Below are 17,877 nucleotides of genomic sequence, written 5' to 3' on the forward strand. Positions count from 1 at the left end.
GTTCCTTTTTTTATGATTCGTGTGGTTCGGACGGTTCGCATTGCTCATTCCGACAGCTACGTCTGACGGGCAATTCAAAAACAATCTAGCGTCTTTTCTCCCTCATTCGTGCAATACGCACGACTGCCACGCGGGCCATCGTGCAGGATGCGCTCCCAGCCTCCGATAACTATTTTGTAACTATCTGATTTTAAATAGTTTTTTATATAAAAAATCCTGGCACGCCGACTGCAATGTCCTGATCAACGTGGCGTTTAGAGCGCCTCAACCAGATCACCGCACCCGGGTGGGGAGGAATTCCAGGATGAATCGTCAAAGTGCCGCCCAATTTCGATTTTCTTCTCTGCACATTCAGCAAGGCTTATGGGCTGCCCTGGCATTGCTGGTCACCCTCGTGATAGGCCAGCAATGGATGCTCTGGCAAGAGCGTCAACAGCCAGAGGCGCCACAGACGTCGATTCATCGTGCCCCACAAACCCATTTCAGCGCCGTCAGCAGTGTCGCGGAAGCCTCCGCTTCAATGCGCATGATGGATGTCGATCAGGCTCAGCCAGTGGTCGATATGCCACGTGAAGAGCGCTGGGTGTTTTAACCCGATGGACCGGTCGTCCATCGCGCCGGAACCATCATCGCCAGACCCTCACTAAATAGAAAAGCGTAAGGAGAATCACCATGTTGAGCTGGGCAATTACCTTCCTGATCATTGCCATCATCGCCGCAGTACTGGGCTTCGGTGGTATCGCAGGCACCGCCACGGGCATCGCCAAGATTCTCTTTGTCGTGTTTCTGGTGATGTTCATCGCTTCCTTCTTCTTTGGCCGTCGCGGCCGAGGCTGACCATGAGCGTTCCATTCAAAGGACTGGCCGCCGCCCTGTTGTTGGGCGGCAGTGCCATGGCAATGGCTGCCAATGACGGGCAGATGCGGGCCAACGAGTTGCTGGCGTCAGACCCGCAATACCGTGAGACCTGGCAGCACGTCGTGAAAAAAGAAGAACGCCTGCCCGAATGGGTGATGAACCTGTCAGGCGATTCGCAACAGATGAATGCTGTCGAGGAAGATGGCGACAAGTATCTGGTGGGACCCCTGTGTGAAACCCAGGCGACGTGTCGCAGCCAGCGCCTGATCGTCGCCTTCAGCTTCGACAAGGACGAAGCCTACGCCTTGTGGGTACAAGTCCCTGCGGGGCTGCCGGCCGACAAGTCGCCGACGCGGCATGCCGACTACCGTTTCCTCGGCAAGCCCGACGAAGGTATGCAGAAACTGTTAATGGAACAACTCAAGCAAGATCCGAACTGGTACTGATTCTGAAAAATGGGAAAAGCAGCCCTGCTTTTCCCTTCTGCACGGCCCGAGGAGGGCCAGTGCATGACCAAGGGGCCGGGACGTTCTGACTGATGAGAGTCGGAGTGACCTACGGGCACAAGGAGTGCCTGCGAAAGGGCCGGGTCAGGTAAAAGCTGCAACGCAGGTTCGCAAAGCCATTACGGCTGGGCGAACTTGCGTAGCGCTTTATAACGCAGAATACCTGTGCCAGAGCGGTTGATGGATTGGATGCCACCGGTTGCTGCGCGATGCGGCATTTTGTCTCCTCCCGCCGATTTATTGCCCTTTCCCTGACCGTATATCGGAGAATGCCGGCGCGTTTTCTCCCACGGGACACGTCTCGATTCGCAGTCGTTTTATTGGTTGCCCCCGCTGGCGAGAGAAGGCGCAGCTACGCTGAAATGGCCGGCTCACGGCACTTATGCCTGCATAAATGGCCTATTCGAACCGGTTGGGATGCGGGTTTCGTTTGAAAAATCTCATGCCGATTCGGCATAGGGTAGGCGTTTACGGCATTAGACGAGCCCCCCTTGCGTCGCAATAGTTGCGCCTTTTTTCGCCTGCCAGTAAGCCGCTAATGCGCTCGGGGTGACCTTATACGGGGGCAGGGGCGCGAATGTGTTTTGTCATCGACGATTCCGTTCGTACCCCTGTCCGAGACCAACTGAAGTAAGGGTAACGATATGAAGAAGGCACGACTAAGCCTCGCCTGGCAGATCCTCATCGGTCTGGTGCTGGGGATTGCATTGGGCGCGCTGCTCAACCATTTCAGTGCCGAAAAGGCCTGGTGGATCAGCAACGTTCTGCAACCGGCGGGCGATATCTTTATCCGTCTGATCAAGATGATCGTGATCCCGATCGTGATTTCCTCGCTGATCGTCGGCATTGCCGGGGTCGGTGATGCCAAGAAGCTCGGGCGCATTGGCCTGAAGACCATCCTTTACTTCGAAATCGTCACCACCATCGCCATCGTCGTCGGCCTGTTGCTGGCCAACTTCTTCCAGCCCGGCAGCGGCATCGACATGAGCACCCTGGGTACCGTGGATATTTCCAAGTACCAGGCCACCGCCGCTGAAGTCCAGCATGAGCATGCGTTTGTCCAGACCATCCTCAACCTGATCCCGTCGAACATCTTCGCCGCCGTTGCCCGTGGCGAGATGCTGCCGATCATTTTCTTCTCCGTACTGTTCGGCCTGGGTCTGTCCAGCCTGCAATCGGACCTGCGCGAGCCGCTGGTGAAAATGTTCCAGGGCGTGTCGGAAAGCATGTTCAAGGTCACCCACATGATCATGCAATACGCCCCGATTGGCGTATTCGCCCTGATCGCGGTGACGGTCGCCAACTTCGGTTTCGCATCCCTGCTGCCGCTGGCGAAACTGGTGATCCTGGTTTACGTCGCCATCGCCTTCTTCGCCTTTGTGGTGCTGGGCCTGATCGCCCGCCTGTTCGGTTTCTCGGTGCTCAAGCTGATGCGCATCTTCAAGGATGAGCTGGTACTGGCCTACTCCACCGCCAGCTCCGAAACCGTGCTGCCACGGGTGATCGAGAAGATGGAAGCCTACGGCGCGCCGAAAGCCATCTGCAGCTTTGTGGTGCCTACCGGCTATTCGTTCAACCTCGACGGCTCGACCCTGTACCAGAGCATCGCGGCGATTTTCATTGCCCAGCTGTATGGCATCGACCTGTCCATCAGCCAGCAATTGCTGCTGGTGCTGACCTTGATGGTCACCTCCAAAGGCATTGCCGGTGTGCCGGGTGTGTCGTTCGTGGTGTTGCTGGCTACCTTGGGCAGCGTGGGTATTCCCCTGGAAGGCCTGGCCTTCATCGCCGGTGTCGACCGCATCATGGACATGGCCCGTACTGCCCTGAACGTCATCGGCAACGCCCTGGCCGTGCTGGTCATCGCCCGTTGGGAAGGCATGTACGACGATGCCAAGGGCCAGCGCTACTGGAACTCCCTGCCGCACTGGCGCAGCAAGGAGCCGCTGCCGGCGGGGGAAACTTCCAGCCATTAATTCACAACCCTATGGGGGCTGCAGTGCGGCGATCCGACTGGCTCAAGAGAGAGGTTGGATGTGACGGCCCCTTCGCGAGCAAGCCCGCTCCCACATTTGATCCGAGGTGAACACATTATTCATAAACACCTCGAAACCTGTGGGAGCGGGCTTGCTCGCGAAAGTGGCGACTCGGTCTTACTGATTGATCAAGACAGTTGTCCCAACAAAGTTCGCCGTTGGCAGTAACAGACCAAACCCCGGAGCAATCCGGGGTTTGTCGTTTCTGCCAGCCCCGCTATCATTCGCGGCATCTTCCGGGGGATTTAACCGATGCTCAATGGCCTGTGGCTTGGCTTCTTTATCGTGGCAGCCGTGTCGGCGCTGGCGCAGTGGCTGATCGGCGGCAATGCCGGGATCTTCGCGGCCATGGTGGAAAGCATTTTCGCCATGGCCAAGCTGTCGGTGGAGGTGATGGTCCTGCTGTTCGGCACCTTGACCCTGTGGCTGGGCTTTCTGCGTATCGCCGAAAAGGCCGGCATCGTCGATTGGCTGGCCAAGGCCCTCGGCCCGCTGTTCCTGCGCTTGATGCCGGAAGTGCCCGCCGGCCACCCGGCCATTGGCCTGATCACCCTCAACTTCGCCGCCAACGGCCTGGGACTGGACAACGCCGCCACGCCCATCGGCCTCAAGGCCATGCGCGCCCTGCAGGACCTCAACCCCAGCCCGACCATCGCCAGCAATGCGCAGATCCTGTTTCTGGTGCTCAACGCTTCGTCACTGACGCTGTTGCCGGTGACGATCTTCATGTACCGCGCCCAGCAGGGCGCGCCGGACCCGACGCTGGTGTTCCTGCCGATCCTGATCGCCACCACGGGCTCGACCCTGATGGGGCTGCTGTCCGTGGCGTTCATGCAGCGCCTGCGCCTGTGGGATCCGGTGGTGCTGGCCTACCTGATTCCAGGTGCGCTGGCGCTGGGCGGTTTCATGGCTCTGCTGGCGACGCTCTCGGCCACGGCCCTGGCCGGGTTGTCATCGATCCTCGGCAACTTGACGCTGTTTGGCCTGATCATCCTGTTCCTGGTGGTGGGCGCGCTGCGCAAGGTCAAGGTGTATGAAGCCTTCATCGAGGGCGCCAAGGAAGGCTTCGACGTCGCCAAGAACCTGCTGCCGTACCTGGTGGCAATGCTCTGCGCCGTGGGTGTTCTGCGGGCTTCGGGCGCGCTGGATTTCGGCCTGGACGGCATTCGCCACCTGGTGCAGTGGGCCGGCTGGGATACGCGTTTCGTCGATGCCTTGCCGACGGCCATGGTCAAGCCGTTCTCTGGCAGCGCCGCTCGGGCGATGTTGATCGAGACCATGAAGACCTCCGGCGTGGACAGCTTCCCGGCCCTGGCGGCAGCGACCATCCAGGGCAGCACCGAGACCACATTCTACGTGCTGGCGGTGTATTTCGGCGCCGTGGGCATCCAGCGAGCGCGCCATGCCGTGGGCTGCGCGTTGCTGGCCGAACTGGCGGGCGTGCTGTCGGCGATCGGGGTCTGCTACTGGTTCTTTGGCTGAGGCCTTCAGGGCGCCGGCGTTGCGAAGCGCTGACCCTGCTCCAACGTCCAGTTCACCACTTCGGCGGTCAGCCGATCACCAGCCCGACCAAAACCGTCCACCACCGCTGGCACTTTTGTATCGCCCAGCGGCTGGTGCACTTCAAAACGGCGGCTGGCCAGGATGCGTTGGTCGAACCCGCGCACCAGCAGGGCGTCCAGGCGAATCACCACGCTGGCCGCCGTGCCCTGGTATTCGGTCTGGAACGCTTGCAACTGCCCGCCCAGCTCCAGGTCTGCTTGCAGGTTACTGTCGGCGACGCTCAACAGCCTGACGCGCCCGTCCTGGGCAAAGCCATCGAGCAGGCGGTTGCGCAACAACACCGGGGCTGGGTCGCTCCAGCGCGAGGCCGCATAACTGCTGAACAGATTGCCTTGGGGAATGACCGCGATTTTCGGGCTGTTGAGCACTTCGCTGGCTTGCGGGCTGGCCAGGCGCAACGACCAGTTGACCGCAACGCCAGGAGCACTGGACGCCTGAGTGGCGGGCAGGCGATAGATGTCCGCAGGTTCACTCTTGGGCAGGATCGAACAACCGCCCAGCAGGATGAACCCTGTCAGCAACAGGGCAGGGCGGACGAGTCGATGGGTCGGCTTCATGGCGTGAACTCCTTGTCCTTGTCGTTACCCAGCAAATAGCCGCTGGGGTTGGCGTCCAGGCGCCGGGATATGCCGCGCAGGGCACTGAGGGTTTCGCGCAGCTCGCGCACGGCCGGTGCCAGGGCATTGAGGCCCTGCATGCCGTTGTTCAGCGAGTCGCGGTTGTCGTTCAGCAATTTGTCGAGGGTTGCCGTGCTGCGGGCCAGCGATTGCATGGCCTGCCCGGCACTGCCCACGGCTGCCTTGCCTTGATCGTCGAGCAAGCCATTGGCGTTGCGCATCAACGCCGTGGTCTGTTCCAGCGTGGCGCTGGCCTGTTTGCCGATGGACGCCAGTTGCTGCATGGCCTGGCGAATGTCGCCGCGCTGCTCGGCGATGACCCCGGTGGTTTGCTCCAAGTGTTCGAGGGTGTTGCCCAGGCGTTGGACGTTGTCCGAGGAAAACACCTCGTTGGCGTTGTGCAGCAACAGGTTGATGCTGGTCATCAAGTCATCGCTGTTGTTGAGCAGGCGGGCAATAGGCGAGGGCGCGGCGATGATCACCGGCGGTTCACCGTCGTGCCCCGTCAGCGCCGGGCTCTGGGGCGTGCCGCCGCTGAGCTGGATGATCGAGGTGCCGGTGATGCCGGTCAGGGCCAGCTTGGCCTGGGTGTCCTGCTTGATCGGTGTTTCACCGCTCAAGCGTATCCGCGCCAGCACCCGGCGCGGGTCGTTCGGGTCCAGGCGCAGATTGACGACGTCGCCGACCTTGATGCCGCTGTATTCCACCGAACTGCCCCGGGACAAGCCGCTGACCGCCTCGTTGAACACTACTTCGTAATCCTTGAACTCGCTGTCCACACTGGACTTGGCCAGCCATAGGCCAAACAGCAGGGCGCCGGCCACCACAATGACGGTGAACAGGCCGATCAGCACATGATGGGCTCGGGTTTCCATGTCAGACCTCGTTCGATTGTATAGCGGCCGATAGCACCGCGCGGCCGCGAGGGCCATGGAAGTATTCGTGAATCCAGGCGTCGTCGGTTTCCGACACCTTGTCGATGACATCGGCCACCAGTACTTTTTTCTGCGCCAGCACCGCCACCCGGTCGGTGATGGTGTAGAGCGTGTCCAGGTCATGGGTGACCAGGAACACACTCAAGCCCAGGGCATCGCGCAGCGTCAGGATCAACTGGTCGAACGCCGCCGCACCGATGGGGTCGAGCCCGGCGGTGGGTTCGTCGAGAAACAGGATGTCCGGATCCAGGGCCAGCGCCCGGGCCAGGGCGGCGCGCTTGATCATGCCGCCGGACAGCGAAGCGGGGTACTTGTCTGCGGCAGAAAGTGGCAGCCCGGCCAGGGCGAGCTTCACCGCCGCCAGGTGCTCGGCGTCGGCGCGGCTGAGGCCGGCGTGTTCGATCAGCGGCAGGGCGACGTTCTCTGTCACGGTCAGGGACGAAAACAGCGCGCCTTTCTGGAACAGCACGCCAAAGCGCCGCTCCACCCGCGAACGTCGTTCCGGGGGCAGGCTCGGCAAGTCCTCGCCGAACACCCGCACGGAACCCTCGCTGGGCTGGTTCAAGCCGACGATGCTGCGCAACAACACCGATTTGCCGCTGCCGGAACCGCCGACCACGGCGAGAATCTCGCCCCTGTACACATCCAGGTCGAGGTTTTCATGCACACTCTGGCGACCAAAGCGATTGCACAGGCCCCGCACTTGAATCACCGCCTCGGTGGGCGGCCGCAAAGGTTGGCTCACCAGTTCATCTCCATGAAAAACAGCGCGGCCACGGCATCCAGCACGATCACCACGAAAATCGATTGCACCACGCTGGACGTGGTGTGGGCTCCGACCGACTCGGCGCTGCCGCTGACCTTGAAGCCCTCCAGGCAGCCCACGGCAGCGATCAGGAAGGCAAAGATCGGCGCCTTGACCATCCCCACCAGGAAATGCTGCACGCCGATGTCCGATTGCAGCAGCGACAGGAACATGGCCGGGGAAATACCCAGCGACAGGGCACACACGACTCCACCGCCGACAATGCCCGAGAGCATGGCCAGGAAGGTCAGCATCGGCAGCGCCACCAACAGCGCCAGCACCCGTGGTACCACCAGCAATTCGACCGGATCGAGGCCAAGGGTGCGGATCGCGTCGATTTCTTCGTTGGCCTTCATCGAGCCGATCTGTGCGGTAAACGCGCTGGCGGTGCGGCCCGCCATGAGGATCGCCGTGAGCAACACACCGAATTCGCGCAGGAATGAGAACGCCACCAGGTCCACGGTAAAGATGCTGGCGCCGAAGTCGGCCAGCACGGTCGCCCCGAGGAACGCCACCACCGCGCCCACCAGGAACGTCAGTAGGGCGACGATGGGGGCTGCGTCCAGGCCGGTCTGTTCGATGTGAACGACCATCGCTGTCATGCGCCAGCGCTTGGGGCGAAACAGGTTGCGGGCCAGGGTTTCCAGGATCAGGCCGACAAAGCCCAGCAGTTGCAGGGTGTCTTGCCAGACTTTGTCCACGGCCCGGCCGATGCGCGTCAGCAACTGTGTCATCACGCTGACCTGGGGCTCTTTCAGCGGCACACAGAAGTCCGTCAGCGAGCAATAGACCGTCTGCAGCAGCGCCCGCTCGGCGGCCGGCAAGCTGCAATCGGGGTGCTCGGCGGTCTTGCCCAGCCGTTCGGAACCCAGCAACTCCACCAGCAACGAAGCCCCGGCGGTGTCGAGGGCGCCGAGGCCGTTGAGGTCGATCAGGGTGTTTTCGTCGTATTGGCCGCGCAGTGAGTCGCTCAAGCGCTTGAGCTGCGGGTAGTGGGCCAGCGTCCAGTCGCCGCTGACCCATAGCTTCGCCGCAGAGCCGGACGTATCCAGTCGGGCAGTGCCGGTGTGGGATCCTGGGGTCATAAGCTCCATGCTCGTTCGACTTGAACAGCGCTACCTAATAGCACGGCCGCGGTCATTTTGCTTCGGGTGTGGCGGCGCTCACATTGAAACGCAGCACACCGATCATCTGGCCATTTTCCGTCAACACCCGCACCTGCCATTTGCCGGTCGGGTCATCCGGGAAGTTCTGTTTGTGGGTCCAGGCGCGATAGCCTTCCTTGCGTCCGCCATGGATGTCCAGGGCGATGCGGTCGACTTCTTTACCGTTGAACTGCCAGACATGATAAATCCGCTCATCGAGCCCACGCGGCGCGTTGATGGCCGTGTAGGCGTACAAGCCATTGCCGCGAATCTGGGCGGCGCTGACTTCCTTGAGACTGGCGCCCGGCGTGCGGTCCTCCAGTTGGGTGCTGATCGCCACTTCGGTCATCCACAGCGTGGCCGGCGGCACCCAGGAGCGCAATACCCAGCCGGCGGCGCCAATGCCCAAGGTGATGCACAGGATTGCCAAGGCGTTGCGCACGGTGCGGATCGGGAAGATCGAGGCCAGGCTGGGAAACGACAGCAGCATGGCAATGCCCAGCGCCAGCTTGAAGCTCTGGTCGGTGGTCAGGTGCAGGATGACCGGCAACGCGGTGAGCAGGGCGGCGAACAGCGTCAGCGTGTGCAACGCCAGGAACGCCCAGCGCCGCGGTGCCAGCCATTTGTAGTAGAGCGGGTCGGTGATCGAGATCAGCGCCGCGACCGTCAGCAGGCCGGTGAAAATCAGCTGGCTGCTGTTCCAGGTGGTCGTGATGAAGAAAAACGGCAAGACGAAAAACAGGCTCTCCTGGTGAATCATCTGCGTGGCGTAGCGCAACAGCGGCTGGGGTATTTCCCGCTTGAAAATCCGCGTGAACAGCCGGGTCATGCTGTTCTCGACCATCAGCCAGAGCCAGCTCACCAGCATCATGATGGCGATCCAGGTCGCCAGGCCCTGCTGGCGGTCCACCAACATGAAACTGCCGACCCCGGAGATGAAACCACCGAGCGCAATGACCCCTGGATAACGCTTCATCAATTCAAGGATGCGCTGGACGTAGAGCGTCAGGTTTTGCATTCGGTGGTTTCACAGTAAGTCGTAGGAAATATCCTTGACAGAGTATCGTCAGGACATCGATGTGACGAGTGCTCTTGTGGCAAGTGGGATTTGCTGTGGGAGCAAAGCTTGCTCGCGAAACAGACGCCTCGGTTTCGGAAAGACCGCGTCGCGTCCATCGCGGGCAAGCCTTGCTCCCACACAGCAGACAGATTCCCTCGCCACAAATGTGGGCCGCCACGAATCATTCTTCGTTCGGTCGGGCCCTGCGTCGCACCTGCCACACCACCAACCCGAGCAACAGCAATCCCAGCACACCGCCCAACCCCCACACGAGCTCATCATCACTGAGCAACGGCTTCTCGATACGCAGGTAACCCGGGTCCTTGAGCAGTTCACGCAGGGCCACGTTGGCCTGTTCCAGGCTCACCCCCTGCAAGCGCACGGCCGGGTTGGCGAAGCGGCCGTCTTCATAATCACCCAGGGCGCCCCAATAGTAATCGGCCAGGGCGCTGTTCCCTTGAACCGCCCAGGTCTGATGCGCGATGGCCGCACGTTTGATGCGCATGAAACTGTCGGGATCGAGGCCATCCTTGAGCAGCGTATTACGCAGTTCCTCGAGCGCCTGTTCCGCTTGGGGTAGATCCTCGCGGGCCAGGTCCGCATTCAGGCTGAAGAAGCCGACGCCGCCGAACACCTCGCGCTCGGTCCACGGCCCGTAGGACAGGCCGCGGGCCAGGCGCAGTTGGCGATAGAGCGCCCAGTCCAGGTAATCCTTGAGCAGGTCGAAGGTTTCGTCATGCTGCTCGTCCAGCACCGGCTCCGGGAACAGCCAATGCAGCTTGGCGCTGTTGCCCACCAGGCCACGGATCAGGTTGCGTTTGGTGACCGCTTTGTAGCGGATCTGCGGCAGTGCCTCGTGCACGCTGGGCTCCACTGGCTCGAGTTCGCCAAAGGCGCGTTCCAGGTAGGCCGGCAGCAGTCGGTCGAGATCGCCGACCACGATCAGCGTCATGTTGTTCGGCGCATACCAGTCCTTGCGCACCTGCTTGAGCCGGGCAAGGGTGAGGTGTTCGACCTCGGCCCGTTCCGCGCAGCGCAGGCCCAACTCGACTGCGAGCTGATTGCTGGCCTTGTGGCCCAGGTCCTGATGATCGAGCCAGCGTTGCAGATGGGTGTAGTGGCCGCCGTCTTCGCGTTCCACCACCCGCTTGGCCGCCTCCAGGGCTTTTTCATCGAGGCGGGTGCGGGTCAACAACGCCAGTAGCAGGTCCAGGACTTTGCGTTGGTTGCGCGCCGGCGCTTCGATGACAAACGTGGTGTCGGCGTTGCTGGTGAAGGCGTTCCACTCGCCACCCAAGGCCTGCATGCGCTCCTCCAGGCCGCCTTCGCCACTCTCGTCGACGCCGCTGAACAGCAGGTGTTCGAGCAAATGGGGCAGTTCCTTGTCGGCGCAACTGAAGTCGTCCAGGCCCACGCCGACCACCAGGCGGATCGCCACATGCCCGCGCTCGGTGCCGGGCTTGAGCATCAGCTGCATGCCGTTGGGCAACGTATAACCTTCGACCTGGAACCGGTCCAGGGCAACCACGGGCAATGAGCCGAGCAAAAGAAAGGCGAGCAACAGACAACGCATAAGGGCTTCCTGGCGGCTGAGTGGAGATCCATGGTGCCGGGCAGGCCATCATCGGCGGATCGTCGCCCGGGGTCGGCTCGCTCCTCCTATCGAATCTATGGGGTTTTCATGACAGCGGGAGCAGGCGGGCCGGTGAACGGTTTCAGGCCCGAGCCATTGTTACTGACTGACCAACGCGCCAGTCGTTCACGGCGAATGGGTAATGTCGCTAATTTCATCCGCCGCCAGCGCGCCGATCTCGGACGTCTCCAGCACCACATAGGCGCTGCCGCAAAACAGCGAATTGAGGCGTCTCATGTCGGCGATCAGCTCCAGGTGCAGGGAACTGGTCTCCAGGCTTTGCACGACCTTGCGCTGCAGGCGGCTGACATGGGCATGGGCCATTCGCCGTTCCTGCGCCCGAAAGCGCCGTTTCTCACGCAGCAACTGGCGGGCGCTTTCCCGATCGGCACTGAGGAACACCGACAGGCCCAGCCGCAGGTTGGCGATCAAGTGGCTGTGCAGCCCGGCCAGCTCCTCCAGGCCTACCTCGGAAAACGAGCGCCGTTGCGAGGTCTTCTGCTGCTGGACCTTGCGCAACATGCGCTCGATGAGATCGCTGGCCAGCTTGAGGTTGATCGCCAGCTCGATGATTTCCGCCCAGCGACGGCTGTCCTGTTCACTGAGGTCCTCGCGGGGCATTTGCGCCATGTACAACTTGATGGCACTGCACAACGCCTCAATGTCGTCACTCATGCGCCGTACTTCCTGGGTGACCGCGGTCTGCTCGCCGCGCAGCACGTCGAGCATGGCTTCGAGCATGTTTTCAATCAGGTCGCCGATGCGCAGGGTTTCCCGGGCGGCGTTCGCCAGCGCCAGGCTTGGCGTGGCGAGGGCCGCGAGGTCCAGATGCCGGGGCGTGGCCGTGCCGTTGGTGTTCGGACGTTCCGGCAGCAACCATGTGCAGAGCCTGGCCATCGGCGCGACGCTGGGCAGCAGCACCAGGCAGCGCACGGCGTTATAGAGCAGATGGAAACCGATGACCGTTTCCTGAGGGCTGAAATCCAGGCCGTCCAGCCAGCCCACCAGCGGATCGAGCACTGGAATGATCAGCAACAGCCCGATCAGCTTGTACAACAGGCTGCCCAGCGCCACCTGGCGCCCGGCGGTGTTCTGCATGCTGGTACTGAGGAATGCCAGGACGCCGCTGCCGATGTTGGCGCCGATCACCAGGCCGATGGCCACTGGCAGGCTGATCACCGCGGCGCCGGCCAATGTCGCGGTCAACAGCACGGCGGCCAGGCTGGAATAGGAGATCATCGCGAACAGTGCACCGACCAAGGCATCGAGCAGGATGTCGCCGGTCAGCGAGGCGAAGATCACTTTCACGCCTTGGGCATGGGTGATGGGCGCGGCGGCTTCGACGATCAATTGCAGGGCCAGGATGATCAGGCCCAGGCCGATGCCGACCCGACCCATTTGCCCGACGCGGGTCTGTTTGCGCGACAGGAAAAATATCACCCCGAGGAAAATCAGCAGCGGCGACAGCCACGAAAGGTCGAGGGTCAGCACCCGTGCCATCAGCGCGGTGCCGACATCGGCGCCCAGCATCGTCGCCAGGGCCGGGGTCAGCGCCATCAGGCCCTGGCCAACGAACGAGGTGACGAGCATGGCCGTGGCGTTGCTGCTCTGGACCATGGCCGTGACCATGATGCCGGCGACAAACGCCAGCCAGCGCCTGGACATGTTCTGGCCGATGACATGGCGCAGGTTCGAGCCATAGACCCGCAAGATGCCGGTACGCACGATATGCGTGCCCCAGATCAGCAGGGCCACGGCGGAGAGCAAATTCAGCAGGGTCAGCATGAGAAGCCCCCTGTTAGCGTCCCAAAGGGACAAATTGACGATGCCACATTCTTCTTTCTTGTACTTAAGCTGTAGTTGCCGAACGGTTCGAGCGCCAGCATTGCACAGCTAAAGATGGCTTTGAAACAAAACTGTCATAAAAAACCATTCACCAAAGACACGAAACCCTGTGGGAGCGAGCCTGCTCGCGATAGCGGTCTGTTAGCCAATGAAGATATTGAATGTTGCGGCCTCATCGCGAGCAGGCTCGCTCCCACAGGTTTTGCATCCGGTTACCTTCCGGCAGGCATGAAAAAGGGGCTCGAAAGCCCCTTCATTCATTGCCCCGCAACCCTTACTGGCCCGGAACATCCTTACGCAGTTTCACCGGATCCTGCTGCTTGCGCTTGCGGGCAATCGCCGTGCGCATCTTGATGTTGATGGCTTCCACCGCCAGGGAGAAGGCCATGGCGAAGTAGACGTAGCCTTTTGGTACGTGCACGTCGAACGATTCGGCGATCAGCACGGTACCGACCACCAGCAGGAACGACAGCGCCAGCATTTTCAGCGACGGGTGCTTGTCGATGAACTCACTGATGGTGGCCGAGGCCAGCATCATCACCAGCACGGCAACGATGATCGCCGCCACCATCACCGGTACGTGGGAGACCATGCCGACGGCGGTAATGACCGAGTCCAGGGAGAACACGATGTCGATGATCGCGATCTGGATGATGGTGTAGATGAAATTGCCGCCCTTGCCCGCAGGCTCGTCGTTGGTTTCATCTTCGCCTTCCAGCGCGTGGTACATCTCCTGGGAGCTTTTCCACAGCAGGAACAGGCCACCGAAGAACAGGATCAGGTCACGACCGGAGATACCCTGGCCGAACACTTCGAACAAGTCGGCGGTCAGGCGCATGACCCAGGTGATGGACAGCAGCAACAGGATCCGCGTGACCATGGCCAGCGCCAGGCCGAAGATCCGGGTGCGCGCCTGCATGTGCTTGGGCATGCGGCTGACCAGGATCGAGATCATGATGATGTTGTCGATACCCAGGACAATTTCCAGGGCGGTCAGGGTAAAGAAGGCAACCCAGATTTCCGGGTTGGTCAGCCATTCCATGTGAGTTCCTTTGAGCGAGTGTTAAACCACGACGCCAGCGATGAGCTGGCGGCGTAGTCGTTTGATGCCGTTACAGTTACAGAGTGCTGAACAGCGGGAAAGTCCCCAACAGCAATGCCGCAACCAGTATGCACAGGCAGACCAGTACTGCCCACTTCAGGGTGAAACGTTGGTGATCGCCGAACTCGATCCCGGCCAGCGCTACCAGCAGGTAGGTCGATGGTACGAGCGGGCTCAGCAGATGGACCGGTTGGCCGACGATCGAGGCCCGGGCCATTTCCACCGCGGTGATGCCGTAGTGGCTGGCCGCTTCGGAGAGCACTGGCAACACACCATAGTAAAACGCGTCGTTCGACATGAAGAACGTGAATGGCATGCTTACCAGCGCCGTGATCACCGCCAGGTACGGGCCGAGGAAATCAGGGATCACCGCCAGCAGGCTTTTCGACATGGCATCGACCATGCCGGTGCCGGACAGGATACCAGTGAAAATACCTGCCGCGAAAATCAGACTGACCACCGACAACACGCTGCCGGCATGAGCCGCGACGCGATCCTTCTGCTGTTGCAGGCAAGGGTAGTTGACGATCATCGCGATACTGAACGCCACCATGAACAGCACGGGGAGCGGCAGGAGGCCGGCGATCAGGGTGCACATCAACGCCAGGGTCAACAGGCCGTTGAACCAGATCAGCTTCGGACGGCGAGCATCCGGGAACTGCGAAACGCTGATTTCGCTGTGATCGATCTCGTCGCCGACCAGGTGCAATTCACCCAGGCGCGCCCGTTCACGCTTGCCGTAGAAGTAGGCAATCACCAAGATCGCCACCACGCCGGCGGCCATCGCAGGAATCATCGGCACGAAGATGTCGGACGGGTCCACGTGCAGCGCACTGGCCGCGCGGGCCGTCGGACCGCCCCACGGGGTCATGTTCATCACGCCACCGGCGAGGATGATCAGGCCAGCCATGATGCGCGGGCTCATGCCGATGCGGCTGTAGAGCGGCAGCATCGCGGCGACGCAGATCATGTAAGTGGTCGCGCCGTCACCATCGAGGGAAACGACGAGCGCCAGGACGGCGGTACCGACCGAAACTTTCAACGGGTCGCCCTTGACCAGCTTGAGGATCTTGCGCACGGCCGGGTCGAACAGGCCGGAGTCGATCATCAGGGCAAAATACAGAATCGCGAACATCAGCATCACCCCGGTCGGGGCGAGCTTGGTGATGCCTTCGAGCATCATCGGGCCGATCTTCGGCGCAAAGCCACCGAACAGGGCGAACAGGATCGGGATGATGATCAAGGCGATCAGCGCGGACAGGCGCTTGGTCATGATCAGGAACATGAACGTGATGACCATGGCGAAGCCAAGGAAAGTCAGCATAGGAAATACTCCAGGCGTGGCGCGGCGGGCAAAGGCGAACCGGATGGGTCAGCGCAGGATGCAGGGCTCGGGACGGACGGATGGAGTGGGTGCAGCGGGACGGGTAGCAGCGGACATCAGAATCACCATTGTTGTTGTAAAGGGGCCGAACGAGCCTTTGGAGCTCGCCTCTGGCCACCGGTCTTTTGCCGGTAGTGGGGGCGATCCTAATCGCGCTAGCTTTCAGCAAGCTTTCGCCGCAGACAATGGAGTTTTTCTGTGAGGGGCGAGGTTTACTTGTGGGAGCAAAGCTTGCTCGCGATAAAAACGCCGCAGCTCTCAAGCGGGAATGCGTCAACTTCATCGCGAGCAAGCTTTGCTCCCACAGAAAATCGGTGCGCCACCGGTCAATCAAAATGCTGAAAGATTCAACGGCCGCACCGCGCCCATCCAGATCGCGTGCTCGGTGTGGTCCATCAAGTCGTCGCCGGTGTCCGGGTGCATGAAAATCACCAACCCCTTGCGATTGAGAGCCAGCCACGGCAGGACCACGCCGATGTACTGCGGATCGAACGCCAGCTGACAGCTCCAGTCCGGGTGCGGGCCGACCGGGCGTTGGTGGACGCGGCCCATTTTCAGCGGGAACAGTTGCGCCGCTTCCTCGCACAGGGCCCGGGCCTGGTCGAGGGTATTGGCGTCGAAATACACGTGGGCGTGGTAGCCCTTGATCCGCTGCATCTGTCACTCCTTGAAAAAGAGGCCGAACCCTCGCCGTTTTCCGCGGGTCAGAGGCCTTATACGCGGAAAAAAAGGAAAAACAGCCATGAAAAACGCCGAAACCCCGGTCATCAAAGTGGTGCTCTATGGTGCCATGAGTAGTCTCGGCAGTGCGTTGATGGCTGAAATGCTACGGCGCCAGCACGAAGTCATCGCCATTCTCGACGATCTCACCGCCCTGGCTCCACGCCCGGGCTTGCGGACCAAGACCGGTGATCTTTTCGACCCCGAGCGGGTCAAGCAGAGTGTGGCCGGCGCCAGTGCCGTGGTGTGTCTGTTGAATGCGCCAGGGTTGCCGATGAACAGCGAACAAGTGGAGCGCACATTGATTCCCGGCCCCGTAGAGCAAGTATTGGCTGTGGATTCACTGATCGCCGGCATGCAGGCGGTGAATATTCCACGGCTGTTCCTGGTGGGTGACTTCGCCGTGCTCGACGAAGAGCCGACGGATGACGATTTGCAGCGCCATGCCGCCGAAGAAGTGCTCGATGCGCTGAAGAACAGCACCTTGCAATGGACCTTGATCAATGCGCCTTACGCCGCGCCAGGCTTGGGCATCGAGCATTTCAGCCAAGTCAGTACGAGCCTGGAGCCTGGAATGGCCGAATCCCTGGAGCGGCTCAACCGGGTGGCGGTCGGCATCGCCGATGAGCTGCATCTGAACCTGCATGTGGGCGAGCACGTCAGCTTTGTCGCGGCCGTGTAGGCGCGTTAAACGGCAATGGAAGGCAGCGGCAAGCCCGTCAGCGACTCGGCACTGTTGGCCTGTTCTTCCATCAGCCAATCCACGAATTGCCTGATCAATACGCCGCGCCGTTTACGCTGGGGCAAGACCACGTAATACCCCAGCCGCGACAGCACCGTTTCAGCGATCGGACGACACAGCAGCCCCTGTGCCAATAAGTTATCCACAAGGTGACGCCAGCCGATGGCCACGCCCTGGCCGCCAATCGCCGCCTGGATCAGCAATGTGTAGTTGTCGAAGCGCAACTGCCCTGGCGCCGGCGGCGAAGTGATGCCCAGCTCGCGAAATACGCCACTCCAGTCGAACCAGCTACTGCTGTTACCCGCGCGCAGGTGCAGCAACGGAAATTCCGCCAAGTCCTGGGCGGGCAAGGGCAGGGGGCGTTCCTTGAGTAGCAGCGGGCTGCACACGGGAAAGACTTCTTCGCTGAATAGCCAGCGACTTTCGCCTTGTTTGAAGCGACCATCGCCGAATAGCACGGCAACGTCGATATCGGTCCGGAGCATGTTGTGGTTGCGCTCGCTGGTCACCAGGCTGACGTCCACCTGCGGGTTGGCCGCGTGAAAGCGATGCAGGCGCGGCATCAGCCAATAGGCGGCGAACGCGAAGTCCGTGGCGACTTGCAGCACTTCGTGTTGATGTTGGGCGGTGATCGCGCTCAACCCGGCATCGATGCTCTGCAAGCCGGCCTGTACCTGCTCGAACAGGATCGTCCCGGCCTCGGTCAGTTCGATGCCGCGGTAGATGCGGTCGAACAGCCGCGTACCCAGTTGCTCTTCCAGGCGTTTGATCTGTTGGCTGATGGCCGGTTGCGTGGTGCCCAGCTCAATCGCCGCCGCCGTGAAGCTTTGCTGGCGCGCCGCGGCTTCAAAGGCGCGGAACAGTTCCAGAGACAGGTCACCCAGGGCGTCATACATAAGCTGTGCTTATCCTAGTCATTATCCTGT

17 protein-coding genes are annotated in these 17,877 nt (G+C 61.3%); 6 read left to right on the forward strand and 11 right to left on the reverse strand.

What is annotated here, in order from left to right; translation table 11 throughout:
- Nucleotides 1-304: 304 nt before the first annotated feature.
- The 5 genes from DTP52_RS08220 to DTP52_RS08240 all read left to right on the forward strand — a co-directional run bounded on the left by DTP52_RS08220 (nucleotide 305) and on the right by DTP52_RS08240 (nucleotide 4,882).
- A complete protein-coding gene (locus DTP52_RS08220; protein ID WP_109752867.1) occupies nucleotides 305-592 on the forward strand; it encodes a hypothetical protein in 288 nt (95 codons plus the stop codon).
- A gap of 80 nt (nucleotides 593-672) precedes the next feature.
- The gene (locus tag DTP52_RS08225; protein ID WP_003177151.1) at nucleotides 673-837 is read left to right on the forward strand and encodes a DUF1328 domain-containing protein; all 165 of its coding nucleotides are present in this window, start codon (nucleotides 673-675) and stop codon (nucleotides 835-837) included.
- A gap of 2 nt (nucleotides 838-839) precedes the next feature.
- Nucleotides 840-1,304, forward strand: a complete 465-nt coding sequence (locus DTP52_RS08230; protein WP_109752868.1) for an inhibitor of vertebrate lysozyme family protein — start codon at nucleotides 840-842, stop codon at nucleotides 1,302-1,304.
- A 704-nt stretch (nucleotides 1,305-2,008) separates the two neighbouring features.
- Nucleotides 2,009-3,340 (forward strand): glutamate/aspartate:proton symporter GltP, encoded by a 1,332-nt coding sequence (gene gltP / locus DTP52_RS08235; RefSeq protein ID WP_109752869.1) that lies wholly within the window; start codon nucleotides 2,009-2,011, stop codon nucleotides 3,338-3,340.
- A gap of 312 nt (nucleotides 3,341-3,652) precedes the next feature.
- Nucleotides 3,653-4,882, forward strand: a complete 1,230-nt coding sequence (locus DTP52_RS08240) for a nucleoside recognition domain-containing protein (protein ID WP_109752870.1) — start codon at nucleotides 3,653-3,655, stop codon at nucleotides 4,880-4,882.
- A gap of 5 nt (nucleotides 4,883-4,887) precedes the next feature.
- On the opposite strand, the gene DTP52_RS08245 is transcribed toward DTP52_RS08240, so the two are convergent.
- The 10 genes from DTP52_RS08245 to DTP52_RS08295 all read right to left on the reverse strand — a co-directional run bounded on the left by DTP52_RS08245 (nucleotide 4,888) and on the right by DTP52_RS08295 (nucleotide 16,146).
- A complete protein-coding gene (locus DTP52_RS08245; RefSeq protein ID WP_109752871.1) occupies nucleotides 4,888-5,520 on the reverse strand; it encodes an ABC-type transport auxiliary lipoprotein family protein in 633 nt (210 codons plus the stop codon).
- Nucleotides 5,517-6,455, reverse strand: coding sequence for an MlaD family protein (locus DTP52_RS08250; protein ID WP_109752872.1), 939 nt, complete (start codon nucleotides 6,453-6,455; stop codon nucleotides 5,517-5,519). Before DTP52_RS08250 ends, DTP52_RS08245 begins: the two co-directional genes overlap by 4 nt.
- A gap of 1 nt (nucleotide 6,456) precedes the next feature.
- Nucleotides 6,457-7,260: an ABC transporter ATP-binding protein gene (locus tag DTP52_RS08255; RefSeq protein WP_109752873.1), complete on the reverse strand. Its 804-nt coding sequence runs from the start codon at nucleotides 7,258-7,260 to the stop codon at nucleotides 6,457-6,459.
- Complete coding sequence (locus DTP52_RS08260; protein WP_109752874.1) at nucleotides 7,257-8,405, reverse strand: ABC transporter permease; 1,149 nt, start codon at nucleotides 8,403-8,405, stop codon at nucleotides 7,257-7,259. The genes DTP52_RS08255 and DTP52_RS08260 overlap by 4 nt, the downstream gene beginning before the upstream one ends.
- Before the next feature lie 52 nt (nucleotides 8,406-8,457).
- Nucleotides 8,458-9,483: a DUF5924 family protein gene (locus tag DTP52_RS08265; RefSeq protein WP_109752875.1), complete on the reverse strand. Its 1,026-nt coding sequence runs from the start codon at nucleotides 9,481-9,483 to the stop codon at nucleotides 8,458-8,460.
- Between the two features lie 223 nt (nucleotides 9,484-9,706).
- Nucleotides 9,707-11,098, reverse strand: coding sequence for a pitrilysin family protein (locus DTP52_RS08275; RefSeq protein WP_109752876.1), 1,392 nt, complete (start codon nucleotides 11,096-11,098; stop codon nucleotides 9,707-9,709).
- Nucleotides 11,099-11,284: 186 nt separating this feature from the next.
- Nucleotides 11,285-12,943, reverse strand: a complete 1,659-nt coding sequence (locus DTP52_RS08280; protein WP_109752877.1) for a Na/Pi cotransporter family protein — start codon at nucleotides 12,941-12,943, stop codon at nucleotides 11,285-11,287.
- Nucleotides 12,944-13,277: 334 nt separating this feature from the next.
- Entirely contained in the window at nucleotides 13,278-14,045 is a 768-nt protein-coding gene (locus tag DTP52_RS08285) for a TerC family protein (protein WP_109752878.1), read from the reverse strand.
- A gap of 76 nt (nucleotides 14,046-14,121) precedes the next feature.
- On the reverse strand, nucleotides 14,122-15,429 hold the full coding sequence (locus DTP52_RS08290) for a CitMHS family transporter (RefSeq protein ID WP_109752879.1): 1,308 nt from the start codon (nucleotides 15,427-15,429) through the stop codon (nucleotides 14,122-14,124).
- Between the two features lie 390 nt (nucleotides 15,430-15,819).
- Nucleotides 15,820-16,146: a DOPA 4,5-dioxygenase family protein gene (locus DTP52_RS08295; RefSeq protein WP_109752880.1), complete on the reverse strand. Its 327-nt coding sequence runs from the start codon at nucleotides 16,144-16,146 to the stop codon at nucleotides 15,820-15,822.
- 85 nt (nucleotides 16,147-16,231) lie between these two features.
- Here DTP52_RS08295 and DTP52_RS08300 point away from each other — a divergent pair, with 85 nt between their 5' ends.
- A complete protein-coding gene (locus DTP52_RS08300; protein WP_109752881.1) occupies nucleotides 16,232-16,891 on the forward strand; it encodes an NAD(P)-dependent oxidoreductase in 660 nt (219 codons plus the stop codon).
- Between the two features lie 5 nt (nucleotides 16,892-16,896).
- Here the strand turns inward: DTP52_RS08300 and DTP52_RS08305 are convergent, their stop codons facing one another.
- On the reverse strand, nucleotides 16,897-17,847 hold the full coding sequence (locus DTP52_RS08305; protein ID WP_109752882.1) for a LysR family transcriptional regulator: 951 nt from the start codon (nucleotides 17,845-17,847) through the stop codon (nucleotides 16,897-16,899).
- Nucleotides 17,848-17,877: the final 30 nt, after the last annotated feature.

Source organism: Pseudomonas sp. 43mfcvi1.1 (assembly GCF_900115935.1).
GTDB classification, from domain to species: Bacteria; Pseudomonadota; Gammaproteobacteria; order Pseudomonadales; family Pseudomonadaceae; genus Aquipseudomonas; species Aquipseudomonas bijieensis.